Annotated in this window: 19 protein-coding genes; 15 read left to right on the forward strand and 4 right to left on the reverse strand. The window is 36.0% G+C overall.

Annotated elements, in window-relative coordinates:
• The first annotated feature begins 8 nt into the window (after nucleotides 1-8).
• The 5 genes from HR057_RS12230 (at nucleotide 9) to HR057_RS12250 (ending at nucleotide 6,094) form a co-directional block, all read left to right on the forward strand.
• Nucleotides 9-1,337, forward strand: a complete 1,329-nt coding sequence (locus tag HR057_RS12230) for a hemolysin family protein (RefSeq protein ID WP_173731727.1) — start codon at nucleotides 9-11, stop codon at nucleotides 1,335-1,337.
• 205 nt (nucleotides 1,338-1,542) lie between these two features.
• Complete coding sequence (locus HR057_RS12235) at nucleotides 1,543-2,517, forward strand: proline dehydrogenase family protein (RefSeq protein ID WP_173731728.1); 975 nt, start codon at nucleotides 1,543-1,545, stop codon at nucleotides 2,515-2,517.
• Nucleotides 2,518-2,758: 241 nt separating this feature from the next.
• Nucleotides 2,759-4,582, forward strand: coding sequence for an ATP-dependent zinc metalloprotease FtsH (ftsH, locus tag HR057_RS12240; protein WP_173731729.1), 1,824 nt, complete (start codon nucleotides 2,759-2,761; stop codon nucleotides 4,580-4,582).
• A gap of 109 nt (nucleotides 4,583-4,691) precedes the next feature.
• Complete coding sequence (locus HR057_RS12245; RefSeq protein ID WP_173731730.1) at nucleotides 4,692-5,483, forward strand: enoyl-CoA hydratase-related protein; 792 nt, start codon at nucleotides 4,692-4,694, stop codon at nucleotides 5,481-5,483.
• 185 nt (nucleotides 5,484-5,668) lie between these two features.
• Nucleotides 5,669-6,094: a histidine phosphatase family protein gene (locus HR057_RS12250; protein ID WP_329955882.1), complete on the forward strand. Its 426-nt coding sequence runs from the start codon at nucleotides 5,669-5,671 to the stop codon at nucleotides 6,092-6,094.
• A 41-nt stretch (nucleotides 6,095-6,135) separates the two neighbouring features.
• Here HR057_RS12250 and HR057_RS12255 read toward each other — a convergent pair whose 3' ends face one another.
• Nucleotides 6,136-7,044 carry a TetR/AcrR family transcriptional regulator gene (locus HR057_RS12255; RefSeq protein WP_173731731.1) on the reverse strand — a complete coding sequence of 303 codons (909 nt, stop codon included), beginning with the start codon at nucleotides 7,042-7,044 and terminating at the stop codon, nucleotides 6,136-6,138.
• 182 nt (nucleotides 7,045-7,226) lie between these two features.
• Between HR057_RS12255 and HR057_RS12260 the strand changes: the two genes are divergently transcribed.
• The 6 genes from HR057_RS12260 (at nucleotide 7,227) to HR057_RS12285 (ending at nucleotide 15,293) form a co-directional block, all read left to right on the forward strand.
• Nucleotides 7,227-8,771, forward strand: coding sequence for a DHA2 family efflux MFS transporter permease subunit (locus HR057_RS12260; protein ID WP_173731732.1), 1,545 nt, complete (start codon nucleotides 7,227-7,229; stop codon nucleotides 8,769-8,771).
• Between the two features lie 507 nt (nucleotides 8,772-9,278).
• Entirely contained in the window at nucleotides 9,279-10,550 is a 1,272-nt protein-coding gene (locus tag HR057_RS12265; RefSeq protein WP_173731733.1) for a dicarboxylate/amino acid:cation symporter, read from the forward strand.
• A gap of 113 nt (nucleotides 10,551-10,663) precedes the next feature.
• On the forward strand, nucleotides 10,664-12,274 hold the full coding sequence (gene dcuS, locus HR057_RS12270; protein WP_173731734.1) for a DcuS/MalK family sensor histidine kinase: 1,611 nt from the start codon (nucleotides 10,664-10,666) through the stop codon (nucleotides 12,272-12,274).
• A gap of 5 nt (nucleotides 12,275-12,279) precedes the next feature.
• Nucleotides 12,280-12,993 (forward strand): response regulator, encoded by a 714-nt coding sequence (locus HR057_RS12275; RefSeq protein WP_173731735.1) that lies wholly within the window; start codon nucleotides 12,280-12,282, stop codon nucleotides 12,991-12,993.
• Nucleotides 12,994-13,404: 411 nt separating this feature from the next.
• Nucleotides 13,405-14,124 carry a YebC/PmpR family DNA-binding transcriptional regulator gene (locus HR057_RS12280; protein WP_173731736.1) on the forward strand — a complete coding sequence of 240 codons (720 nt, stop codon included), beginning with the start codon at nucleotides 13,405-13,407 and terminating at the stop codon, nucleotides 14,122-14,124.
• A gap of 140 nt (nucleotides 14,125-14,264) precedes the next feature.
• Nucleotides 14,265-15,293, forward strand: a complete 1,029-nt coding sequence (locus HR057_RS12285) for a hypothetical protein (RefSeq protein WP_196237938.1) — start codon at nucleotides 14,265-14,267, stop codon at nucleotides 15,291-15,293.
• Nucleotides 15,294-15,416: 123 nt separating this feature from the next.
• Here the strand turns inward: HR057_RS12285 and HR057_RS12290 are convergent, their stop codons facing one another.
• The gene (locus HR057_RS12290; RefSeq protein ID WP_173731737.1) at nucleotides 15,417-15,833 is read right to left on the reverse strand and encodes an Hsp20/alpha crystallin family protein; all 417 of its coding nucleotides are present in this window, start codon (nucleotides 15,831-15,833) and stop codon (nucleotides 15,417-15,419) included.
• Between the two features lie 383 nt (nucleotides 15,834-16,216).
• Between HR057_RS12290 and HR057_RS12295 the strand changes: the two genes are divergently transcribed.
• A complete protein-coding gene (locus HR057_RS12295) occupies nucleotides 16,217-17,665 on the forward strand; it encodes a tryptophanase (RefSeq protein WP_173731738.1) in 1,449 nt (482 codons plus the stop codon).
• A gap of 355 nt (nucleotides 17,666-18,020) precedes the next feature.
• On the opposite strand, the gene gdhA is transcribed toward HR057_RS12295, so the two are convergent.
• Nucleotides 18,021-19,406 (reverse strand): NADP-specific glutamate dehydrogenase, encoded by a 1,386-nt coding sequence (gene gdhA, locus HR057_RS12300; RefSeq protein WP_173731739.1) that lies wholly within the window; start codon nucleotides 19,404-19,406, stop codon nucleotides 18,021-18,023.
• A 250-nt stretch (nucleotides 19,407-19,656) separates the two neighbouring features.
• Here gdhA and HR057_RS12305 point away from each other — a divergent pair, with 250 nt between their 5' ends.
• Nucleotides 19,657-20,559 carry a LysR family transcriptional regulator gene (locus HR057_RS12305; protein ID WP_173731740.1) on the forward strand — a complete coding sequence of 301 codons (903 nt, stop codon included), beginning with the start codon at nucleotides 19,657-19,659 and terminating at the stop codon, nucleotides 20,557-20,559.
• A 259-nt stretch (nucleotides 20,560-20,818) separates the two neighbouring features.
• Here the strand turns inward: HR057_RS12305 and HR057_RS12310 are convergent, their stop codons facing one another.
• Nucleotides 20,819-22,189, reverse strand: coding sequence for a radical SAM/SPASM domain-containing protein (locus HR057_RS12310; protein WP_173731741.1), 1,371 nt, complete (start codon nucleotides 22,187-22,189; stop codon nucleotides 20,819-20,821).
• A gap of 152 nt (nucleotides 22,190-22,341) precedes the next feature.
• On the opposite strand from HR057_RS12310, the gene HR057_RS12315 reads away from it, so the two are divergent.
• A complete protein-coding gene (locus tag HR057_RS12315) occupies nucleotides 22,342-22,572 on the forward strand; it encodes an excisionase family DNA-binding protein (protein ID WP_173731742.1) in 231 nt (76 codons plus the stop codon).
• 125 nt (nucleotides 22,573-22,697) lie between these two features.
• Nucleotides 22,698-24,245, forward strand: a complete 1,548-nt coding sequence (locus HR057_RS12320) for a SulP family inorganic anion transporter (RefSeq protein ID WP_173731743.1) — start codon at nucleotides 22,698-22,700, stop codon at nucleotides 24,243-24,245.
• Nucleotides 24,246-24,285: the final 40 nt, after the last annotated feature.

Genomic DNA, 24,285 nt, shown 5'->3' on the forward strand with positions numbered 1-24,285 from the left:
TTGATTTATTGGGGACCGAAATATTGGTACTCATCGTACTGATCTTATTGAATGCTTTTTTTGCAGCTTCGGAAATGGCACTTGTATCATTAAATGATAATAAGATAAGGATTATGGCTGAAGACGGCCATAAAAAAGCAAGATTGGTGCAATCGCTATTAAAAGAACCGAGCCGCTTTTTAGCAACGATTCAAATTGGTATCACATTAGCCGGATTTTTAGCAAGTGCATTTGCTGCCGGAAGCTTCGCAGGCAGGCTGGCAGTATATCTTATAAATGCCGGCATTCCGTTAGATCAGAATACACTTCAGACAATTGCAACGATTGTCATTACATTAATTTTGTCCTATTTTACATTAGTATTAGGGGAGCTCGTTCCGAAAAGAATTGCTTTGCAGCATGCTGAAAAAATTTCATTTTTTGCCGTTGCACCGCTTATTTTATTATCAAAATTGACGTATCCATTTGTTAAATTTTTAACGTTTTCTACGAACATGATTGTGCGGTTATTTGGAGTGGATCCGAATGCAGATCCGGAAGAAGTGACCGAAGAAGAGATCCGAATGATGGTTGATGTCGGTCAGGAAAAAGGAACCATTCAAGAAGCAGAAAAAGTAATGATCAACAATATCTTCGAGTTCGATACAAAAACGGTTTCCGATATTATGACTCATCGAACGAATATTGTTGCCATCCCTGTTGATATGAATTTGAAAGAAACTTTACATGTTGCCAATGTTGAAAAGTATACAAGAATTCCTGTTTATGAAGAGAATATTGATAACATCGTTGGAATCCTTCATGTCAAAGATTTGTTTCAAATTATTGAAAATGGGGACGATGCCAATTTTAATTTACGTGATTTAGTTCGTGAACCATATTATGTTTTAGAATCAATAAAAATTGACCAGCTGTTTAGAGATATGCAAAAAAATAATGTTCATATGGCAATTGTCATTGATGAATATGGCGGTACAGATGGAATTGTAACGATTGAAGATTTAATTGAAGAAATTGTAGGCAATATATTTGATGAATACGATGAACCTGAATTAGCTTTGCGTGAAATTGAAGAAATTGATGAATTTCATTATATTATGGCCGGGACAACAAATCTTCACGAAGTTGAAAATATTTTAAAAGTTGACCTGCCCACTCACGAATATGATACATTGAGTGGTTTTATTATTGGGCAGCTAGGTTATATTCCAAGTGTGGAAGAACGGCCAGCCATTGAATATCAAAATGTAATTTTTGCTGTAGAAGAAATGAATGATCGCCGCATTGCGAAAGTAAAGGTAAGCATAAAAAAACCTGAAAGTGTCGCATATGAATAACATGAAGATTGTCCGATAAGTCGGGCAATCTTTTTATTTTTTTAAAACAATTGTGTTCTTTCCACAATGAACGACAAATTTTTTGGGTGGATGATGACAAAGATAATCTTATGTAAGTTTTATATAATAAAGGTAACAAGACAGATTTTTTCGCCCTGCGTGATGAGGCTTTTGTTTAAAAATTTATTTTTTGAGGTGAATTCATATGTTAAGAGATTTTTTTATTGCGCTTTCACAAAACCAATTTTTGAATCAAGCTGCAAGAAAATACGGATTAAAACTTGGTGCTCAAAGTGTTGTTGCGGGGACAAATATACCTGAAGTTATGAAAAGCATTAAAGAACTGAATGCTCATGGAATATCTTGTACGGTGGATCTTTTAGGGGAATTTGTAAGTAAAAAAGAAGAAGCTACTGAAGCGAAAGAAAATATTCTTGCTGTTATTGAAGCGATTCATGAAAATAAAGTCGATGCTCATATTTCATTAAAACCAACTCAATTAGGCTTGGATATTGATTATCAATTTGCATTGGAAAATTTAAGAGAAATTCTTCAAAAAGCAAGCGGTTACAATATTTTTGTAAACTTCGACATTGAGGACTCCGCCCATGTCCAGCCTGCATATGATATCCTTGATGATTTATTGCGTGAAGGGTTTGATAATGTCGGTACGGTTGTTCAAGCTTATTTCCATCGCGCTGAGGAATATATTCAAAAATATAAAGATTTGCGAATCCGCATTGTAAAAGGTGCTTATAAAGAGCCAGCAGAAATTGCTTACCAAGATAAAAAAGATATTGATGCTAATTACCTAAAAATTGCAGAATGGCATTTATTAAATGGGAAATTTACGTCCATTGCAACACATGACCATCATATTATTAATCATTTGAAAAGATTTGTGGAAAAGCACAACATTCCGAAAGAAAAATATGAATTCCAAATGCTTTATGGCTTCCGAAAAGATATGCAGCTCCAACTTGCTAAAGAAGGGTACAACTTCTGTACTTATGTTCCATTCGGTCAAGACTGGTATGGGTACTTTATGCGCCGCTTAGCGGAAAGACCGCAAAACTTAAATCTTGTTGTGAAACAAGTCTTTAATAAAAAGACAAACACAATCATCGGTTTAACAGCTGGAGCATTTATTTTAGGAAGAATGTCAAAAAGAAAGAAATAAGCTTTGATGAGAATTAAAAGTCATTACGCAAAGGATTTCCGCTTTTTTGGAAATCCTTTTTTTATGCAAATTACCCCATTTGGCATCGTGGATCATCCACAGCATCCTCAAAACACATTCTAGATTTCCACCGTTGAAAAATTACAAATTCACATAAAGGTCAACATTGTCGTGCGATTCTATCCTTTTTGAGTGTTAAAATATGGTTAAGAAAGGCTTGCTATGAAAGGAAGTAATGGCAATGAATGTTCAAAAAAATCCTCAAAAGCCTTTGATCAATTATTTTCTCATAGCTATAGCTGTCATTATTCTTTTAAATGTTTTTGTATATCCCGAAATTTTCAATCAAAAAGTAACAAAAGTAGATTATGGAACTTTTTTGACGCAAATTGAGAAAGGAAACGTTAAAAAAGTTGAAATCCTCAATACGAAAATTACATTTACTGCCATCAATGAGAACGGTGAAGAAGCTGCTTTTATAACCGGTCGAATGGATGATCCGGAACTGGTAAACCGGCTACATCATGCTCAAGTTCCTTTTTCGGCTAACATTCAAAGTGACGATTCTTCCTTCTTTATGACTATCTTGTCTTGGATGATCCCAATCCTTATTTTTATTTGGCTCGGTCAGTTGTTTTTAAAAAATATATTAGGGAATGGAGGAAATCCTCGGCAGATGCTAAACTTTGGCAAAAGTAATGCCCGCTTTTATGCCAATGCAGAAACAGGTAAGACGTTTGCCGATGTTGCCGGTCAAGATGAAGCGAAAGAAGTGCTGCAAGAAATTGTAGATTATCTTCATAATCCGAGAAAATATAAAGAAATTGGTGCCAAAATTCCAAAAGGGGTGCTTTTAGTTGGTCCTCCTGGAACGGGGAAAACGTTGTTAGCCAAAGCGTTGGCTGGCGAGGCCAAAGTTCCATTCTTTTCAATTTCCGGTTCAGAATTTGTTGAAATGTTCGTTGGAATGGGTGCTGCCAGAGTTAGAGATTTATTTAAACAAGCACAGGAAAAAGCTCCTTGCATCGTTTTTATTGATGAAATCGATGCGATTGGAAAAAGCCGCAATTCCATCACAATTACAAGCAATGACGAAAGGGAACAGACATTAAACCAGTTACTCGCGGAAATGGATGGTTTTGATGCTGATAAAGGTGTCATTATTTTAGCAGCAACGAACCGTCCGGAAACACTTGATAAAGCATTGCTTAGACCTGGGCGTTTTGACCGTAGAATTCCGGTGGAGCTGCCGGATTTGGCAGGACGTGAAGCTATATTAAAAGTTCATGCGAGTAAAGTAAAGCTGGGAGATGATATCGATTTAAACGCCATTGCAAGGGCCACTCCGGGTGCTTCAGGAGCAGATTTGGCCAATATTGTCAATGAAGCCGCTTTACGGGCAGTTAAAGAGGGCAGAAATTGTGTAACCCAAAGGGATTTAGAAGAATCCGTAGAAGTCGTTATTGCCGGTTACCAAAGAAAAAATGCGGTTATTCCAAAAAAAGACAAGTTAAAAATTGCCTATCATGAAATTGGACATGCTTTAGTGGCATCAAAATTAAGCCATTCTGCACCTGTTCATAAAATAACAATTATTCCACGAACCTCAGGTTCATTAGGATATACGATGCAAATTGAAGAAGATGAAAAAGTGCTGCTAACAAAAGAGCAAGCGTTGGATAAAATAACGACATTAATGGGAGGAAGGGCTGCTGAAGAATTGATCTTTCATACAGTCACTTCAGGTGCAGCCAATGATATTCAACAAGCAACAAGAATTGCAAGAGATATGGTGACAAGATTTGGAATGAGTGAAGAATTTGATATGATGGCCCTTGAAACAATGGTAAATCCATACCTAGGAAGTGATACAAGGCTATTAGTATCGTCTGAAACAGCGGCAAAAGCTGATGCTGAAGTTTTAAAAATTATAAAAATTTGCCATCAACGTGCAACAGAAATTTTAGAAGAAAATAAAGAAAAATTGCATACACTTGCCAATTATCTTGTTGAAAAAGAAACAATCACTGGCGAAGAGTTTATGGATTTATTAGCAAAGTCGTAGATTTTGCTGAATTTTTTTTGTTGACTTTAATTGACAGAACATTCAAACTATATTTAGTGGAATTATTTTGAAAAATATTTTAAATATTATGTTGTGAAGGAGCGGTCGTATGGAATTATTATCATTAAGGCAAACAGAAGACATTGCTTATATTACACTGGATAATTTAAAAGAATTTAATACTTTGACAATGCAGTTGATTGGGGAATTGGATCAATTATTGAAAGATATTGCTGCAAAAAGGGAAGTCAAAGTTGTTGTCATTGAAGGTTCTGAACGGGTGTTTTCTGCTGGCCATAGTCTAAAGGAAATTGAAGCGGGAACGGAAACAGAGGTGTTGGCGCTTTTTCAAGCTTGCCAAAATTTAATGCGGACGATAAGAGAGATCCCTCAGCTTGTCATTTCTAAAGTTCGAAGTGTTGCTGTAGCAGCGGGCTGCCAATTAGTAGCAGCAAGCGACTTGGCTGTAGCCAGTACGGAAGCTAGATTCGCAACGCCGGGAATTAACAGCGGTTTGTTCTGCAGTACGCCAGCTGTGTTTTTGAGCCGGAACATCGGCAGGAAAAAAGCCGTGGAATTGTTGTTTACAGGAAATTTCATGTCAGCGGAAGAGGCTTTGCAGCATGGGTTAGTGAACCGCGTCGTCCCGCCAGAACAATTAGATGAGGAAACAGAAAAATTGGCTAAAGAAATTACGAAGCAAAGCTTGAATATTATTGAATTGGGAAAACGCCAATTCTACCAACAAATTAATATGGAAGATTTCCAAGCATTAAGCTACTCTAGCCATGTAATCGCATTAAACAGCAAACATCCGGATGCAAAAGAAGGAATTCGCGCATTTTTAGAAAAAAGAAAGCCAGTTTGGAACGATAAAAAACAAGCAGAGCAGCAAGTTTAAATTCCCAATTGTAATGAAATATTCAATTGGGGAGCAACATGGAAATTACTTTAATTAGACATGGGAAATCTTTGTGGACCGAAAATAAACCAATAACATGTCAACAGTTTAAAGTTTGGGTTTAGCAATATGATCGGCTTGGCGTATTTGAAAAGAAGTCTTATCCATCGGAAACTTTTCAAAAGATCAATACAGCAAATATTGTATTTACAAGTGATTTAAAAAGAGCGATTGATTCAGCAAAGTTTTTGAAACCCAGCGTAAAAATTATTTCAAATCCTATATTTCGTGAAACAGAAATACCGATTCCTTTCTCCAAATTATTATTGGGATTAAAATTGCATTCAAGTATATGGGCGGTTATTTTAAGATTCCTTTGGTTTTGCGGTTATTCAAATGGATGCGAGTCTTTAAAAGATGCAAAAAGAAGAGCTGAAAAGGCTTCAAAATTCTTAGCTGCAAATGCAAACGAGCATAAAAATGTCGTTCTAGTTGGACATGGATTTTTTAATATGTTAATCGGGAAAGAACTTAAGAAAATGGGTTGGAAAGGAAAGAAAAAAGTAAACACTACCCATTGGCATGCGACAATTTTTTTCCTTGATGCTTAATCAGTTATGTGATTGAATAAAAAATCGGAGTAAAAAATTCTTTACTCCGATTTTCCTTTTGACTCGTGCCAATAGGATGACAAAAGATTTTCAAGTGCTTCCACGTTCTTATAAAGTTCCGAAAGAGCTTCATCGTTTTTTAAAGATTGTAATGCACTTTCGATTAAAAATTTTCGCGGTTTATTGGAATGAAATAATTCGTCGTGAACGAAATCGAGTAGTTCCATGTATTTTTTTTGTTCTTTTTTAAGCTGAAGAGCCATTTTTAATTCAAGTATCATTCTATATATTTTTTCTTTGAAAGGCTTCTCGTTATTGTTCAAGGATTGCAGTATGTTTTCAAAGTTTTCAGGGTCAATCAGATTCTCTTTTGATTTTGAAACATCCTCCACAATATTGACAATTCTTTCTACGCTATAACGGGTCACTTTCTGAATGCTTCCGATGCAATCCTCATTGATTATTTCATAATACTTTAAATTTTGTTGAAGGATGCCTGTAAACATGATTGCACAGTCTAATAAATATTGCTTTTTATCATCGCCAAAAATATCGATAAACCGTTTGTATATCCAATGGATCCATTTAAAATGACTCTGTTTAAAAAATTGATTTAACTCAGGATCGTTTAGAACAACCGCTTCTTGAAAAAGAGAAAACAATTTGTTCATCCGGTGATTTTGCATTTGTAAATCAATTTGTTTTATAAAAATTTCAATATTGGAACGGTCTTGGCCTATAAGCAACTCATTTCGTTCTTGTTCAATTTTTTCATAAATGGATTGGAATATTGCCATTAATAATTCGCTTTTGGAAGAAAAATAGTTATAAAATGTACCTTTCGAAATACCGCTGTAATCAAGAATATCTTGAATGGAAGTTGCTTGATAGCCTTTATCAATAAATAATTGATGTGCCATTTTTATAACATGAAGTTTTCTATCCTTCATTTGATCACCTTAGCTAATTGGACTACGAGTTTATTTAATAGTACATGATTTTCCCTGAATAGACAAACCTTTCATGAATATGGAGAATTTATTATTTGAATTCTATAAATGAATGGTATATGATATTTTCTATGTGAAACAGCTGTATAATTTTATGGACATAAAGTCTAGGAGGAACCTTTATGGATCAAAGTGGAAAATTGATTTCTCGTCCACCTTATGGAATTATTTCTATATTAATGATTGGTGCTTTTATTGCTTTATTAAACAATACATTATTAAATATTGCCTTACCATCAATAATGGAAGATTTAAAAATTGATCCGGCAACGGTTCAATGGCTAACGACAGGATTTATGCTGGTTAATGGAATTTTAATACCGGCTACGGCGTTTTTAATTGAAAAATATTCGGTGCGCAAGCTATTTCTTGTCGCTATGGGGCTATTTACAGTTGGAACGCTCGTCGCTGGTATAGCTCATGTTTTTTCTATATTATTAATTGGACGTATGGTTCAAGCAGCTGGTTCTGCTATTATGATGCCGCTCTTAATGAATGTAATGTTAATCAGTTTTCCAGTTGAAAAAAGAGGAACAGCTATGGGTGTTTTCGGACTGATTTTTATGTCTGCGCCGGCCATTGGTCCGACTTTATCAGGATGGATTATTGAACATTTTGACTGGAGAATGCTGTTCCATTTTCTTTCACCAATTGCTGCAGTTGTTTTGTTAATTGGCTTTTTCTTACTTAAAGATCAAAAAGAAAAAGTTGACATCCGCCTTGACTTGTTTTCCCTACTTCTATCCAGCATCGGTTTCGGCGGCATTATGTATGGATTTAGCTCAGCGGGAAGCCATGGCTGGAATGAACCACAAGTTTATTTAACGATTATTATTGGGGTTATTTCTTTAGCTTGGTTCATCATTAAACAATCGCAGACGGAACGCCCAATGTTAAACTTTTACGTCTATAAATACCCGATGTTTGCTTTGTCGTCTGCCATTACGATGGTATTAAACATGGCTTTATTTTCTGGAATGATTCTATTGCCAATTTATGTGCAAACATTGCGAGGCATCTCTCCGATGGATGCCGGTTTAATGCTGCTTCCAGGTGCATTGGTATTGGCTTTTATGTCGCCAATTACCGGGCGTCTGTTTGATAAATTTGGCGGACGCGCATTGGCGTTAATTGGGCTGACGATTCTAACGATCACCACGTATTTATTAAGCAAGTTAACTTTTGAAACAAGTTATATGTATTTAGTTATTTTACATGCTGTTCGAATGTTTGGGTTGTCGATGGTCATGATGCCAGTATCGACGAACGGCTTAAATCAGTTGCCAAGACGCTTATATCCGCATGGCACTGCTATGAACAACACATTAAACCAAGTATCCGGTGCGATCGGTACAGCTTTACTAGTGACCATTATGTCTAATCGGGCGGAATCTTACGCTTCTAAGCTTGCCAGTGAAATGCTAGGTAAAGGTGCTTCTATGGCTGGTTCTGCACAAGGAACAGAAGCTCTAATGGCCCAAATGCAGGCAGAAATTCAAATGAAAGCAATGTTAGAAGGTATTAACTATTCCTTTTTTGTAGCAACCATTTTCGCAGCAGTAGCTCTCGTTCTTTCGATTTTTATTAAGAGAGCAAAACAAGCAGAAGATCCGCTAGAAAAACAAGAAATCAACCAAAAGCCTACAGCAAAATTAGCAGAAAACTAGATTTATATATGGATAATTATTGAAGAGCAGTCCAAATAGGGCTGCTTGTTTTTATGATAAATTGACAATTACTAAAGAGAAATTGATAGAGTAAGCATAAATTATACAATTTTTTTTAAGATGGTTGCTATTGAAGAAAAAGACTACCACCCATTTTTTTGTATATTTTGTTCATTTTGTTCTACTAGATTTGCGTGTATGTAGATGCTATTTAGCTGCCCAAACATCCTAATCAAGGAAGCTAAAATAGATTAAGACCTAAAAGATTAAGCTTAGAAATATGTAAAAAAGAGCTTTTAGAGGCCGAAAAGGTGGCTTCAAGAAAGCTCTTTTTTGTTCATGAAGATTAGAATTAACGTTTAATTTAATTTAAAAAAGATTTACATAGTTACATAACATTTAATACTTCGACAAAAGTTCATATAATGTTCACATAAAAGAGTTGTTTACGCTTTCATTATCTTAAATTTTTTTAACATTTTTACAAGTGTGAAGGGAAGTGATAGAATGAAGTTTTTTAATTTTAAAAGTTTAACATTTCAAGTCATTACTGGTATTATTCTTGGTATTCTTTGTGGTGCATTGTTTCCAAAATTCGGTGCAGAACTAAAAGTGCTAGCAGATATATTTATTAAAATGATCAAAATGGTGATCGCCCCAATTATTTTCTTAACGATTGTTATTGGTATTGCAGGAATGGGCGATATGAAGAAGCTTGGTCGAATTGGCGGTAAAGCGCTTCTCTATTTTGAAATCGTTTCAACAATTGCTTTAGCAATCGGGATTACCGTAGCAAACTTTTATAAGCCTGGTAAAGGTTTTGATACAAGCGGTGCTTCAGCAGATGCTGTATCTCAATATACAAAAGCTGCAGAAGAAACAAGCCATGGTTTAATGGACTTTATTTTGTCAATTATTCCAGATACTTTTATTGGTGCGTTTACAAGCGGTGAATTATTGCCGGTATTATTTATTGCTGTTCTTTTCGGAGTTGCATTGGCTGCAATTGGACCAAAGGGTAAGCCGATTATCGACCTATTTGAAAAATTGACAGATGTTATGTTCGGTATCGTAAATATGATTATGAGAATTTCTCCAATTGCTGCATTTGGTGCAATGGCTTATACAATTGGAAACTTTGGAATCGGTTCACTGATCTACCTAGGTAAGTTGATGGGCTCTGTTTATACAACAATGTTCTTATTCATTGTATTTGTTTTAGGTGCGATCTGTAAGTTTTACGGTTTTAACATTTTCAAATTTATTAAATACATTAAAGAAGAAATTTTCTTAGTGATCGGAACATCTTCATCAGAATCAGCTTTACCACCATTAATGAAAAAATTAGAGCAATACGGTTGTTCAAAATCAGTTGTTGGTCTCGTTCTTCCAACTGGTTATTCTTTCAACCTTGACGGTACATCGATTTACTTATCAATGGCAGCATTGTTCATTGCTCAAGCATTCGGGGTTGATTTAACACTTGGCGAGCAGATTCTACTTCTAGGCGTCTTGATGTTAACTTCCAAAGGTGCCGCTGGTGTTACAGGTTCCGGGTTTGTTACTTTAGCAGCTACACTTGCTGTATTTCCATCAATTCCAGTTGCGGGTCTTGCATTAATTCTTGGTGTTGACCGCTTTATGTCAGAGGCGCGCGCTGTTACAAATTTAATTGGTAACGGTGTTGCAACTGTCGTTGTTTCTAAAATGGAAGGAGAATTTACTCCACAGTTGAAAGGTGTGTCTTCAGAAAAATCTGAAGAAGAAATTTCTGCATAAGGGATCATACTAATTGTTGCAAAAGGCTGCTCTATTTTGGAGCGGTCTTTTTTATTCTATAATTATTTAATATATAACGATCTTATTGGACAGATCTATTTTGGAGTGAGTATATGACATTACGAAGGCTAAAATTAAGTACGGTAATTACGGGACTTGTCTGTCTAGTTGTTCTTTTATCACTATTGATCACGGATCTACTAATAACCCCGACAATTACTGAGAGAGTAAAGGGGAACCTTGAAGAACGCGCGGTTATATTGTCAAAAATTGTGGCTCAATCTCCCGTTGTTATAAATGGTTTGAAAAATAAAGAACAGGAAGGGGGAATTCAACATTATGCCACAAAGATTGTGGAATCTTCTAATGTTCTTTTCGTCGTCGTGATGGATATGAATGGCATCCGAAAATCACATCCAAATCCGAATTTAATTGGGAAAAAATTTGTCGGTGGAGACGAAAAGGATGTATTAAAAGAAGGGAAACATTATGTTTCTATTTCAAGGGGGACTTTAGGTTTATCATTGCGGGCTTTTACCCCGATCTATGACGAAGAAAATATCCAAATTGGCGCCGTTTCCGTCGGCATATCATTGGAAAAGGTTGATGAAGCTGTTGATCAAGTACGCAACAAAATTATTATTGGCACAATCATAGGGTTAATTGTTGGAATATTTGGTGCTTATGTGGTTGCTGAATATATAAAAACAACACTCTTTGGATTAGAACCGATGGCAATAGCCAAAATTTATGAAGAGCGTAATACAATGCTTCAATCTGTCCATGAAGGAATTATAGCTGTTGATCAAAACTCTGTTATTACGCTTGTCAATAAATCAGCGAATCGTTTATTTCAAAAAGCCGGACTTTCGGACGTAGCGATTGGCATGTCCATCCATGATTATTTGCCTTCTTTTGCTCTAGACCATGTATTACAATCTGGACAACCTGAATTGGATGTAGAGTATCGAATGAATGGGGTAACTATTCTTGTAAATAAAGTGCCTTTAATCGTAAATGGAGAAGTTGTCGGTGGTATTGCAACATTTCGGGATAAAACTGAGATTAACAAATTGGCTGAACAGTTAACGGGTGTGAAAACATATGCTGAAGCTTTGCGAGCCCAATCCCATGAATTTATGAATAAACTGCACGTCATTTTAGGTATGGTTAACATGGGGATGTATGAACAGTTAACGGACTTTATACGTAAACTTGTTCACCATCGGTTTCATGAAGGAGATCATGTTGCGAAAATGATTAAAGACCCTGCACTGGCCGGGTTTGTGATGGGAAAGCTTAGTTATGCGAGAGAAGCGAATGTTCAATTAAAGATCGAAACAAACACTGTTATACCGGAGCCAAAAAATTCAACACTCATTCATGAAATTATTACGATTTTAGGTAATTTAATTGATAATGCGATTGAGGCAATGGAAGAAATGAAGGAAAATACAATTAAAGAAATTAAAGTATCTCTTCACTTAGAAGATCATTTATTGAAAATAAATGTTTCTGACACGGGTCCAGGGATTTCTGATGAGTTGATTGATCGGATTTTTGAAAAAGGATTTTCAACAAAAGGCGAAAATAGAGGCTATGGCCTTTATTTAGTGAAGAATAGTGTGGAAAGATTAAATGGCGATCTTCGAATGGATTCTGATTCAAAAAAAGGGACGACAATTACCGTCGTTATACCTTTTGAAACAAAAAAAGGAGAATGAAAGTCATGATTCGAGTTCTAATTGTGGAAGATGACCCAATGGTTGCGGAAATTAATAAGCGATATTTAGAAGAGATTGAGCATTTCACACTCGTTGGCATCGCCCATTCTGTTAGTGAAGCACTTCCGTATATTGACCGTGAGGAAATTGATTTAGTTTTACTAGATGTATATATGCCTGGAAAAAATGGAATGGAACTTTTAACTTATATTAGAGAGCATGAGAAACAAATAGATGTCATTCTTATTACAGCAGCTTCTGATGCTGAAAAAATACAGACAGCCTTGCGCTTTGGAGCTGTAGATTACTTAATTAAGCCATTTGAATTTGAGAGATTTAAAACTGCTTTAATGGCTTATTGGGAACAATACAATTTGCTGGCGAAAAAGAACTGTGTCAATCAACAAGAACTTGACCGGCTGCTCTTAGGTAAAGAACAGCAAGCAACGGATGATATTGTTCGTTCATTGCCTAAAGGATTAACAAAAAGCACATTGCAAATTATTGTAAATGCAATTGAAAGAATGGGGAATAACCCATTTTCAACTGAAAATATTTCCGAAATTACCGATATCTCACGAGTTTCGGTTGGTAAATATTTAAAATTTCTGAAAGAAATTAATGTTTTAGAAGAGACCATTACGTACGGGATCGGCCGCCCGGTTTCACTTTATATTTTTAAACAAAAGAACCGGGATATTTTAAAGAGCTTTTTATAATAGAAACGAACTTATCAAATTGTCCGTTTTAAAAGCACTTTGATTCAAAGAAATGTGAACTAATGCTTGTTTTTATTTAAAAAATGGGATTAGCAGTTGTATAATATTAAAGTCGAAACTATCAAGTAAAAAAAAACAATGGGTCCTTTGCTTGGATCTTGGTAAAAGCATGTGTGACTTTAGTGGAAGTATTACAAGCTAATAAAAAGTTGTTGGCATCTTTAGCGTAATATCAGAGTTTAATTGCCTATAGCTGTGATAACGAAAAAAGATGAATCGTTGGCTAATTCATATGGAGATTATTTGAAATTTATCATTTATAATCACATCGTTCTATCTTGGTGGTTGATAAGTGAAATATTTCGTATTAATATTTGAATAGATTCAATGTGGGAAAGAGAGTGAACATTAATGGGTCGTAAATGGAACAATATTAAAGAAAAGAAAGCGATAAAAGATGCGAATACGAGCCGCATTTATGCTAAGTTTGGCGTAGAAATTTATGTAGCAGCGAAACAAGGTGAACCTGACCCGGAATCCAATCAAGCTTTAAAGTTTGTTCTTGAAAGAGCAAAAACATATAATGTACCGAAACATATTATTGATCGGGCGATCGAAAAAGCAAAAGGCGGTTCCGATGAAAATTATGACGAACTTCGTTATGAAGGATTCGGGCCAAACGGTTCTATGATTATCGTTGATGCATTGACGAATAATGTGAACCGCACTGCATCTGAAGTACGTGCTGCATTTGGCAAAAATGGAGGCAACATGGGGGTCAGTGGTTCTGTAGCCTACATGTTTGACAAAACAGCTGTTATTGGTATTGAAGGAAAAACAGCTGAGGAAGCGCTGGAGATTTTAATGGAAGCTGATCTTGATGTTCGTGATATTTTAGAAGAAGATGAAGGTGTTATCATTTACGCAGAACCAGACCAGTTCCATGCCGTTCAAGAGGCATTCAAAAATGCAGGCGTAACTGAATTTACAGTTGCAGAATTGACGATGCTTCCGCAAAATGAGATCACTTTACCACCGGAAGCACAAGCACAATTTGAAAAATTGATTAATGCTTTAGAAGATTTGGACGATGTACAACGAGTCTATCATAATGTAGATTTAGGAGAATAATTTTTAATCGTAACGGGACAAAGTGAAACTGCTTTGTCTCGTTTTTCTTTCTTTATGGTAGTTTCAGTTATATAAATTCGGAAAATACTGACAATATTTGTGAATAATGTTATAGTATTGAAGGAAGGAGTTGAGAAAAATTGATAAATTTTCATAAAAAAGAAGAATGGTTTATTTTTTATGATAATGATGGAAATAAAATCGAACGGAAAACCGAAGTCCGTTTTGATCCGTTGACAGGCGAGTCGTCCCGGATTATTTTTGACTCTAAACCGCCTTTAACTCCTCCGGATTATTCAGAAATGGCTGTAAAGACAGGCGGAGCGAAATGTCCGTTTTGCCCTGATAATTTATTAAAAATGACACCAAAGTTTCCTAAAGAAATAGCTCTAGATGGGCGGATCATGACAGGGGAGTCGGTTGCGTTTCCGAATCTATTTCCATACAGCAAACATAATGCGGTTGTCATCTTTTCCGATGATCATTATGTTACCTTGAAGCAATTTACGGTGGACATGATTAAAAATGCTTTTATGACGGCTAAAATCTATATTGAAAATGTTGTTGAAAGCGATCAAGAAGCCCGCTATGCATCGATCCTTTGGAATTACTTGCCGCCGTCCGGCGGAAGCATTTTACACCCGCATATCCAACCAATTGTTTCAGATTCACCAACGAATTATTTAGCTTTAGTAGAAGAAAAAGCGCAACAATTTGAACAAGAACATGGACAAGAGTATTTTAAGGCATTATATGAAACGGAAAAATCGCTTGGTGAACGGTGGATTGGGGAGATCGGAAACGTCGTTTGGTTCCATGCATTTGCACCAAGAGGCCACAATGATTTCATGGCTATTTTTACAAAAGCGCATTCTATTTTTGAGATTGGTGAAGAAGATTTGCAGCACTTTGCTGAAAGTTTAAAGGCAATTTTTGCAACTTTAAATGAGCAAGGATTCGCTAGCTTCAACTTGATGCTCAATGCTTCGATCGACCGCAATTCCAAGCAGCCGGTACATATTCATTTAATACCTAGGTTTACGATTGGAATGCTTGAGACGAGTGACATTAATTCATTTCAATCTTTGCATAACGAACCGCTTTCATTAAAAGTACCAGAAGAAATAGCGGCGAAAGCGCGGGTTCATTTTGAAAAAATAAGAAATTAAGAAATGCGAAAGTTTCTTAGATAGCTGGCGACAAGACGAAGATTTTATTTATGAAAAATAGAACAAATATAAATAGGGAGAGACTTCATCAAACAGAAGCTCTCCCTTTGTTTTAATAGAATTTTATTCAATTGGAATGTACTTCCTTGCAGGTAATGATGGATGTTTCTTATCTATCGTAATAATTAATACGCCGTCTTCATACTTCGCTTTTGCAGTTTCGTTAATTACTTCGGTAGGCAATGGAATTGTTCTTTCAACTTTTCCGAAAGAACGCTCTTGTTTATAATATTTTTCCCCTTTTACTTCCTCTTCAGCAGAGCGAACTGCTTTAATTGTTAAAGAATAATCATCTAATTCCAACTCTATTTCATCTTTGTTAAAGCCTGGTAGATCTGCCTTGATTGTAATAGCTTTTTCACTTTCTTTTACATCAACGTCAAAAACTTTAGTGAAAGGCCAAGCATTTTCAAAAAACTCTTCCAACTCCTGTGCCCTTTTGTTCCAGAATCGTGGTAGTAAATCATGAAGTGTTGCCATTTTCATCAACCTCCATTTTATAGATTTTACTCCCACCTTTAGTATATCACTCTACAATTGGTAAGTTAAGGAAACTTTATAGTGTTCAAGAATTTGCAAAAAAGCTTTTTCAAATTTTTGACGATAGTTTGTCTAAAATTTGTCAGAGCTTTTTGGCGAAAAATATTATTCTATTTTTTTGATCAAATTGATTTAGTACTTTAATATTTAAAAGCGTTTTAGTGTTAATATAGTAAATTAGTAGCAATTTTATAGCTAATTCTCAAATATTGTTGTTTTTTGTCAAAATTGTCTGTATAATCGTTCTGGAAAATTTTGAACATTTAAGAAAAAACTGTTTGAATTTAGTTTTCCTAAAATAGTTTTTAAGGAGTGTTTTCTTAATGTCGATGGTAAAGTTTTTTTATGGTGACAACGTGCCGTTAGAAATGCACAAAACGAGAATTGTGCAAAAGATTTACCTTCAACCGATTGAACGTCGATTGCAAGCTATCCGGGAAGCGGGCTACAACACTTTCTTACTTAAAAACAAGGATCTATTTTTAGACATGCTTACGGACAGCGGCGTGAATGCAATGAGTGACAAGCAGCAAGCTGCAATGTTAGAAGCAGATGATAGTTATGCAGGTTCGGAAACGTTTACAAAATTAGAAGAGAAAATTAAAGAGATTTTTGGGAAAGAGTACTTTTTACCGGCTCATCAAGGAAGGGCATGTGAAAATATCATTTCACAAACGTATGTAAAGCCCGGGATGATTGTGCCAATGAATTATCATTTTACAACATCAAAGGCACATGTTGTTTTAAATGGTGGAAGTGTAGAAGAGATTTTTACAGATGAAGCTTTAAAAATAACTAGTGAACAACCGTTTAAAGGGAATATGGATATTGATAAATTACGTGATTTAATTAAAACGAATGGTGCTGACAAAATTGCATTTATTCGTCTTGAAGCAGGTACGAATCTTATCGGTGGCCAGCCGCATTCGCTTGAAAATATGAGAGAAATTCGCAAAGTTTGTGATGAATATGGGCTACTCCTTGTGTATGATGCTAGTTTATTAGCTGATAATCTATATTTTATTAAAACGCGTGAAGAACAGTGTAAAGATATGAGCATAAGAGAGATTACGCGGGAGTTGGCAGATCTGGCTGATATTATTTATTTTTCAGCCCGCAAATTAGGCTGTGCGCGCGGAGGAGGTATTTGTACAAATAGTAGAGATGCTTATTTAAAAATGCGCGAACTCGTTACTTTATACGAAGGATTTTTAACGTATGGCGGAATGTCTGTCCGGGAAATTGAAGCGATCGCTGTTGGTTTAGAAGAAACAATGGATATAAATATGATTAATCAAGGACCGCAATTTATTGAATATATGGTGAAAGAGCTTGTGGAAAGAGGCATTCCAGTCGTAACACCAGCAGGTGGATTAGGCTGTCATATAGATGCAATGGGATTTCTTGATCATGTTCCGCAAACCGAATATCCCGCTGGAGCACTCGCAGCCGCTTTCTATATTGTCAGTGGAATCCGGGGAATGGAACGGGGCACTTTATCTGAACAAAGGGATGAAGCAGGAAATGAGATTTTATCTCATATGGAGCTATTGCGTTTAGCAATGCCACGCCGTGTTTATTCGCTTTCTCATGTAAAATATGCGGTAGACCGTTTGACTTGGCTGTACGAAAATCGTCATTTGATCGGTGGATTGAAATTTGTAGAAGAGCCAAGTGTATTGCGATTCTTCTTTGGCCGTTTGGAAACGACCAATGATTGGGACGTGAAGCTGGTGGAAAAATTTAAAGCAGATTTCGGTGAAAGTTTATAATAAATAATAATAACTTAGAATTTTGGGTGGGCAGGATTGGACTGAAACCTAGTCTTAATCCTGTTTTTTATTTATTATAGTGATATTTATAACTGAAATCAGTTTTGGTTTAAGTATTATAATAGTTGGAAAAGTGTTCTAGTATTGCACTCATTTTTGAAAAGAGTAGAGGGCATTCTAAAGCCAAGACGTTTATATTCCATTTTATTGAAAAATAAATAAGAGATCAAAACAAAAAAAAGAGTGGCAGTTTGAGTTTGCCACTCTAAGAGGTTTATGATTATGGTGCTTATACAATTGTTAACAATTTACTCATTTTCATGACAAGGAAGATTCAATGCGAATAGGTATGTGATTAGATAACACCTTGTGTCATCATAGCATCAGCAACTTTTAAGAAGCCGGCAATGTTTGCACCAACAAGAAGATTTCCTGGATGACCGTATTCTTCAGCAGCTTTTTTGCTTTGTTGATAAATATTAACCATGATTTCATGTAATTTTCCGTCTACTTCTTCAAATGACCAAGAAATTCTTGCGCTGTTTTGTGCCATTTCAAGAGCTGATACAGCAACGCCACCTGCGTTTGCAGCTTTAGCTGGACCAAACAATACGCCGTTGTTTAAGAATACATCAATTGCTTCTAATGTTGAAGGCATGTTTGCACCTTCACCAATTGCTTTAACGCCATTGGATACTAGTGTTTTTGCGCTTTCTTCATCAATTTCATTTTGTGTTGCACAAGGAAGAGCAATATCGCAAGGAATTGTCCAGATACCTGAGCAGCCTTCATAATATTCAGCTTCTGGATGGTATTTTACATACTCAGAGATACGTTTTCTTTCAACTTCTTTTAATTGTTTAACAAGAGCAAGGTCAATACCGTTTTTATCGTAAACATATCCGTTTGAATCGCTGCATGCTACAACTTTTGCGCCAAATTGTGTTGCTTTTTCAATAGCATAGATCGCAACGTTTCCTGAACCAGATACAACAACTGTTTTACCTTCGAAGCTGTCACCTTGGTCTTTTAACATTTCGTTTACGAAATAAACTGTTCCGTAACCAGTAGCTTCTGTTCTAGCTAAGCTTCCGCCATAACCTACGCCTTTACCTGTTAAAACGCCAGCTTCATAAGCGTTGCGAAGACGTTTGTATTGACCGAATAAATAGCCGATTTCACGACCGCCAACACCGATATCACCAGCTGGAACGTCAGTGTCTTGGCCAATATGTCTATAAAGTTCAGTCATGAAGCTTTGGCAGAATCTCATGATTTCCGCATCTGATTTTCCTTTTGGATCGAAATCAGAACCACCTTTACCGCCGCCGATTGGTTGGCCTGTTAAAGCATTTTTGAAAATTTGTTCAAAACCTAAAAATTTAATAATGCTGGCATTTACGGATGGGTGGAAACGAAGACCGCCTTTGTAAGGTCCGATTGCACTATTGAATTGAACACGGAAACCACGGTTAACTTGTACTTTACCATTGTCATCAACCCATGGTACTCTAAAGATAATCTGACGTTCAGGTTCAACAATTCTTTCTAAGATTCCGGCTTCCATATATTTTGGTTGTTTTTCAAATACCGGTACGAGTGAATCTAAGATTTCTTTAACAGCTTGATGAAATTCAGGCTCATTAGGATTACGTTTTTTTACCGTTTCGATCACACTATTAACGTAATCTTTAGCCACTTGTTGTTGAGTATTACATGCTGTTTGTTGTAAAGTTGTCATTTTTCCTTCTCCTTTATTTAAAAATTTATTTTATTATTCTGATTTTAATCTTTAAAAATAATTACTTAATAAATGCGATAAGTACGTACTTTTAATTAAGTAAGATCCTACATTTTTTTACATTTTTGTTAAAAACGATTATTTTGCTGTTCGTATTTTTATTTTATACTTGAAAATCAATTCAATCCAATATATTAATTAGATAAAATCAATGCCGTATTGATATATGTATCGAAAGAAGGTGATCGTTTTGGAATTAAGACAACTGCAATATTTTATTGAAGTTGCAAAAAGGGAACATGTTACGGAAGCGGCAAATGCCATGCATGTTGCTCAATCTGCAGTGAGCAGGCAAATTTATAATTTGGAACAAGAGCTTGGAGTCGATCTATTTGTTAGAGAAGGCCGAAATGTTAGGCTGACACCGATCGGTGAAGTATTTTTGCAGCATGTTGAAGAAGCGATGAAAGTATTGGAAAAAGCGAAACGGGAAGTAGAGGAATTTTTAGATCCAGAACAAGGAACAGTTCGCATTGGATTTCCTAGCAGCATGGCCAATTATACATTGCCGACATGTATTTCAGCTTTTCGTGAAAAATATCCAAAAGTGAAATTTAAATTTAGACAAGGTTCTTACCATTACTTGATTGATTCAGTCATTACGGGTAAAGTTGACATGGCATTGATTGGTCCACTGCCAAAAAATAATCCTAAGTTGAAAACAGAAATATTATTTTTAGAAAAAATCGTAGCTTTATTGCCAGAAAGCCATCCGCTTGCCAATCAAAAGGAAATTAAACTTAATCAGCTGCGCAAAGATCCGTTTGTATTATTTCCACAAGGATTTGGACTCCATGAATTGGTCGTTAATGCATGCCGACAAAATGGATTTGAACCGGATGTGGCTTTTGAAGGAAAGGATATTGATGCTATAAAAGGATTAGTTTCAGCTGGCCTCGGTGTGACGCTAATTCCGGAAATCAGTTTAATTGACAGCAAACCGCGAGCAACAAAAAAAGTTTTTATCGTTGAACCAGAAGTAACACGAACAGTGGGGATCATTACACCAAGCGATCGTGAACTTTTACCAACTGAAAAAATATTTTATGAATTTTTAAAAGACTTCTTCAAAGTTTTAAGCGGATACTATTAAAAATAATTTTTGTAAAAAAAAGCTCTCTGCTTGAAAAAACAGCTAGAGAGCTTTTTTATGTGTGTCCGAAAAATGGAAATCCTCTAAAAATTTGATTTTAATAAACTGAATCGTTTAGGGCTGTTCAAATCGAAAATTAACGATTGAACGGCCCTGTATTGGTTTAATTATCTTAAGTTACCTGGTACAGATTTAGAAAGTCTTCCAGAGTTTGCTGCTTGTTGTGGTGAAATAGCTGGTTTTAAAATTTTCATTTATATCAACTCCTTTCAATAGTTTCCAATTGTTCAGCTTCTTGGATTTGATTTTGCTTCCAGATTAAACGAAGCACTTGCTTAATTTTCTTCTTCTCAAATGTACATGGCCGCTTGCCAGTTCTAACACGGTAAAGAGGACAGTGATTGCCTTGACAAGCAGGCCTAAAGAAGCATGCTTGGCAATTTGCATCTTTATCTTCTCCACCTGTGACCCAAAAAGCAACTTTATCATAATCGATGTCCATAGAGCCATCTGGAAGCAAACGTCCAACATGATTAAAGTCTTCATTTAAAGAACAGGTACATTTATAAAGCTGTCCGTTCGCGCCGATCACAAATGAGTGCGGTTTTGCAGCATAGCAAACGGAGCCTGTTGGCATAATGGCTGATTCAACAATGGAACTCATTGGTAGCCCTTTATCCATGCCATATTCAGTAAATTCCCAAATTTTCGTTTCAGCTACACGATGGTCACAGATTGGCAAATCACCATCGTGTTCGCCTCCCCAACGGCCTACAGGACGGCAAAATGTTTGGAAACGGCGGTCGTTGCCGAACAGATCGGCAAGGTAATCAATAAACGGTTTCACATTGTCAAGATTATCTTCATCAAAATTGATGCGGATATAAATCTCAAAATCTTCATCTTTGTCTATTTCCGCTTTAATAGCTTTCAAGTTTCCGATAATCGTGTCAAATGTGCCGCCGCCGCCAGTGAGGAATCTCCTTGCATCGTGGAATTCCTTCATACCATCTATTGTAATCATAAAGCGTCTTACATGCCAGTTTAATAGTGCACGGAATTTTTCAAGTGTTAAAAAATATCCGTTTGTTGTCATTTCTGCTGAATAGTTAATATTATGTTTTGCCGTCGTTTCTAGAATAGATTCGCTTAGTTCACCAATGATATCAAATGCAAGCATCGGTTCTCCGCCGAACCAGCTGATGCTTAAATGTTGAAGCGAATTGGCTTTTTGTGCGATAAATTGTTTCAATCCTTCTTGAACTTCCGGATTCATATTTCCTCGTGGAAATGTCTGGTAGCAATATGTACATCGGAAATTACAGGCTTCTGTTGGCATGACAATAAGATGCATCGTGTCTGTCCGATGAAGGGATTGGTGCAAGAAGCGAGCTCGTGCATCTTCATCAACATCATCAGGCACGAGAAAACCGGAGTCCACAAGAGGTAGTAATGTATCTGATAATTCTCCAGAAACTCCTTCTCTTTTTAATGCGGAAAGGATGATTGGTTTTTCTTCTGGTGTAAAGGTCGCAATTGCTCCTGTATAGCTATTGTATAAAATAAGTTCCCCGTTATCTGCTTGTGACATTGCATTAAAGCGGGAAGGAAGCCATCGTTTTGTTTTCATATACTTTTGCACCCTTTCTCAATAAGTCCGCCTAATTAAAACCCAATTATTTCTTAGGGAAAGTTTCATTTAGCATGTTTATTATATATAATAAGGCTATATTTGACAATTGGATGACAAGCTATAAAAATTATTATTTTAGGAGAATATGTATGTACTTAACAGTAAAAGAAACTGCAGAATTATTATCAATGCCAGAATCATATGTTCAAAGTTTAATCCTGCAAAAAAGAATTCGAGCGATCTATGACGGAGAGCAATATCTTATTAATAAAGAACAATTTAACACGCATTTTGAACAATTGGAAAAGATTAAAAAACTATTAGATGAAATGAATAGTGAGCCTATACCTGATGATATCGATGTTAAAGACGAAGATTAAGTTGGAGATGAATCGTGAATACTGAATTTTCAGAAAAACAACATTGTAAATATTAATGTTCGGTAGTATAATTTTCTATCATATTCTATATCTCTACTATCAACTTGAAGGAAGGCGTATTAATAATGTTTGAGGCGTTAAAAAGAGAGTTCCTTGCTGGGATTACGGTTTCAGTTGTAGCCCTACCGTTAGCACTGGCATTTGGAATGCAAGCAACGGGAAATTCGGAAGGGGCTATTATTGGACTTTATGGGGCGATCATAACAGGCTTTTTTGCCGCTATGTTTGGAGGAACTCCTAGACAAGTGACCGGGCCAACAGGACCAATTACAATTATTGTAACAGGAATTGTGGCTCAGTACGGGTTAACTTATGCGTTTATTGCTGCTTTTATGGGTGGGGTGTTTCAAATTGTTTTTGGCTTATTAAAGCTTGGAAACTATTTGAAATTTATACCGTTACCGGTTGTCAGTGGTTTCATGAATGGGATCGCGATTATCATTATTCTTGGACAGCTAAAATATGTAATTAGCAGTTTTTTGATCGTCTTACTGACAATAGTTTTTATGCTTATATCAATTAAATGGATTAGAGTAATCCCGCCAAGCCTTATGGCGTTAATATTAGGAACAGTAGCCGTTATTGGTCTAGAAAAAATGATGCCAACAATCCAACTGTCACTTCCTTTTATTAAAGATTTTACGATTTTTGGAGAAGTTGAGAGAATTGGAGAAATTCCAAAAGGATTACCTCAACTTCATTTGCCAATAGTAGAATGGGATACGTTAATTAAATTAATTCCACCAGCTCTAAGTATTGCAATTTTAGGCTCCATTGACTCGTTATTAACATCTGTTGTTATGGACAATCTTACTGGAACAAAACATAACAGTAATAAAGAATTAATTGGTCAAGGTATAGGAAACGCTATGGCAGGTCTATTTGGAGCTATGCCAGGTGCAGGGGCAACGGTAAGATCTGTTGTCAATTTACGTTGCGGGGCTCAAACAGGTCTTTCAGCGATGATTCATAGTGTTGCTCTATTATCATTTATGCTAGTATTAGGATCTTTAGCAAGCGAAATTCCGCTAGCAGTACTCGCAGGCATTTTGATTGTAACCGGGTTTACGATGTTTGATGTTGATAGTATTCGCGTTATACCTAGCGAACCTCGGTCTGATGCAATCGTGATGATATTAACAATGGTTTTAACAGTCGTAGTTGATTTAATGGTTGCTGTAGGGATCGGTATTGTATTTTCAGCTCTAATATTTATGAAACGTATGAGTGAAGAAGGTGTGAAAGTTACAAACCGAAAAGAAGGAGATATGTCGATCTATACATTAGACGGTCCACTCTATTTTGGTTCTACAGATGCTTTGATTGATACAATTATGAAAGATGAGGCGAATTCAATAGCTATCGAAATGGATCGCGTTCCAGTTATTGATGCCACAGGAGCATTAGCTCTCGTGCAAATTCATGATCAACTAAAGGAACGAGGTCAAAACTTATATTTAATAGGCATACAAAAAAATGTTAAAGTCCGTTTGCGTAAAATGAAGATATTCCAAAGCCTAGGCAGCAACCGTAGATTTAGAGATATTGACGAATTAAAGTTTTACGCTAGTCACGGCTATCGAAGAAAAATGTATTCGAATCTTCAAGGATAGTAAATTGGAAAAGGTCCTAAACCAATAAAGGTTAGGACCT

This window comes from Calidifontibacillus erzurumensis (assembly GCF_013303125.1).
In the GTDB taxonomy this organism is placed as follows: domain Bacteria; phylum Bacillota; class Bacilli; order Bacillales; family Bacillaceae_J; genus Calidifontibacillus; species Calidifontibacillus erzurumensis.

Excerpts from the sequence above, each read along its gene's own strand:
- HR057_RS12235 (WP_173731728.1), top strand. The coding sequence starts at position 1,543 with ATGTTAAGAGATTTTTTTATTGCGCTTTCACAAAACCAATTTTTGAAT.
- ftsH (WP_173731729.1), top strand. The coding sequence starts at position 2,759 with ATGAATGTTCAAAAAAATCCTCAAAAGCCTTTGATCAATTATTTTCTC.
- HR057_RS12245 (WP_173731730.1), top strand. The coding sequence starts at position 4,692 with ATGGAATTATTATCATTAAGGCAAACAGAAGACATTGCTTATATTACA.
- HR057_RS12255 (WP_173731731.1), bottom strand. The coding sequence starts at position 7,044 with ATGAAGGATAGAAAACTTCATGTTATAAAAATGGCACATCAATTATTT.
- HR057_RS12260 (WP_173731732.1), top strand. The coding sequence starts at position 7,227 with ATGGATCAAAGTGGAAAATTGATTTCTCGTCCACCTTATGGAATTATT.
- HR057_RS12265 (WP_173731733.1), top strand. The coding sequence starts at position 9,279 with ATGAAGTTTTTTAATTTTAAAAGTTTAACATTTCAAGTCATTACTGGT.
- dcuS (WP_173731734.1), top strand. The coding sequence starts at position 10,664 with ATGACATTACGAAGGCTAAAATTAAGTACGGTAATTACGGGACTTGTC.
- HR057_RS12275 (WP_173731735.1), top strand. The coding sequence starts at position 12,280 with ATGATTCGAGTTCTAATTGTGGAAGATGACCCAATGGTTGCGGAAATT.
- HR057_RS12280 (WP_173731736.1), top strand. The coding sequence starts at position 13,405 with ATGGGTCGTAAATGGAACAATATTAAAGAAAAGAAAGCGATAAAAGAT.
- HR057_RS12290 (WP_173731737.1), bottom strand. The coding sequence starts at position 15,833 with ATGGCAACACTTCATGATTTACTACCACGATTCTGGAACAAAAGGGCA.
- HR057_RS12295 (WP_173731738.1), top strand. The coding sequence starts at position 16,217 with ATGTCGATGGTAAAGTTTTTTTATGGTGACAACGTGCCGTTAGAAATG.
- gdhA (WP_173731739.1), bottom strand. The coding sequence starts at position 19,406 with ATGACAACTTTACAACAAACAGCATGTAATACTCAACAACAAGTGGCT.
- HR057_RS12310 (WP_173731741.1), bottom strand. The coding sequence starts at position 22,189 with ATGAAAACAAAACGATGGCTTCCTTCCCGCTTTAATGCAATGTCACAA.
- HR057_RS12315 (WP_173731742.1), top strand. The coding sequence starts at position 22,342 with ATGTACTTAACAGTAAAAGAAACTGCAGAATTATTATCAATGCCAGAA.
- HR057_RS12320 (WP_173731743.1), top strand. The coding sequence starts at position 22,698 with ATGTTTGAGGCGTTAAAAAGAGAGTTCCTTGCTGGGATTACGGTTTCA.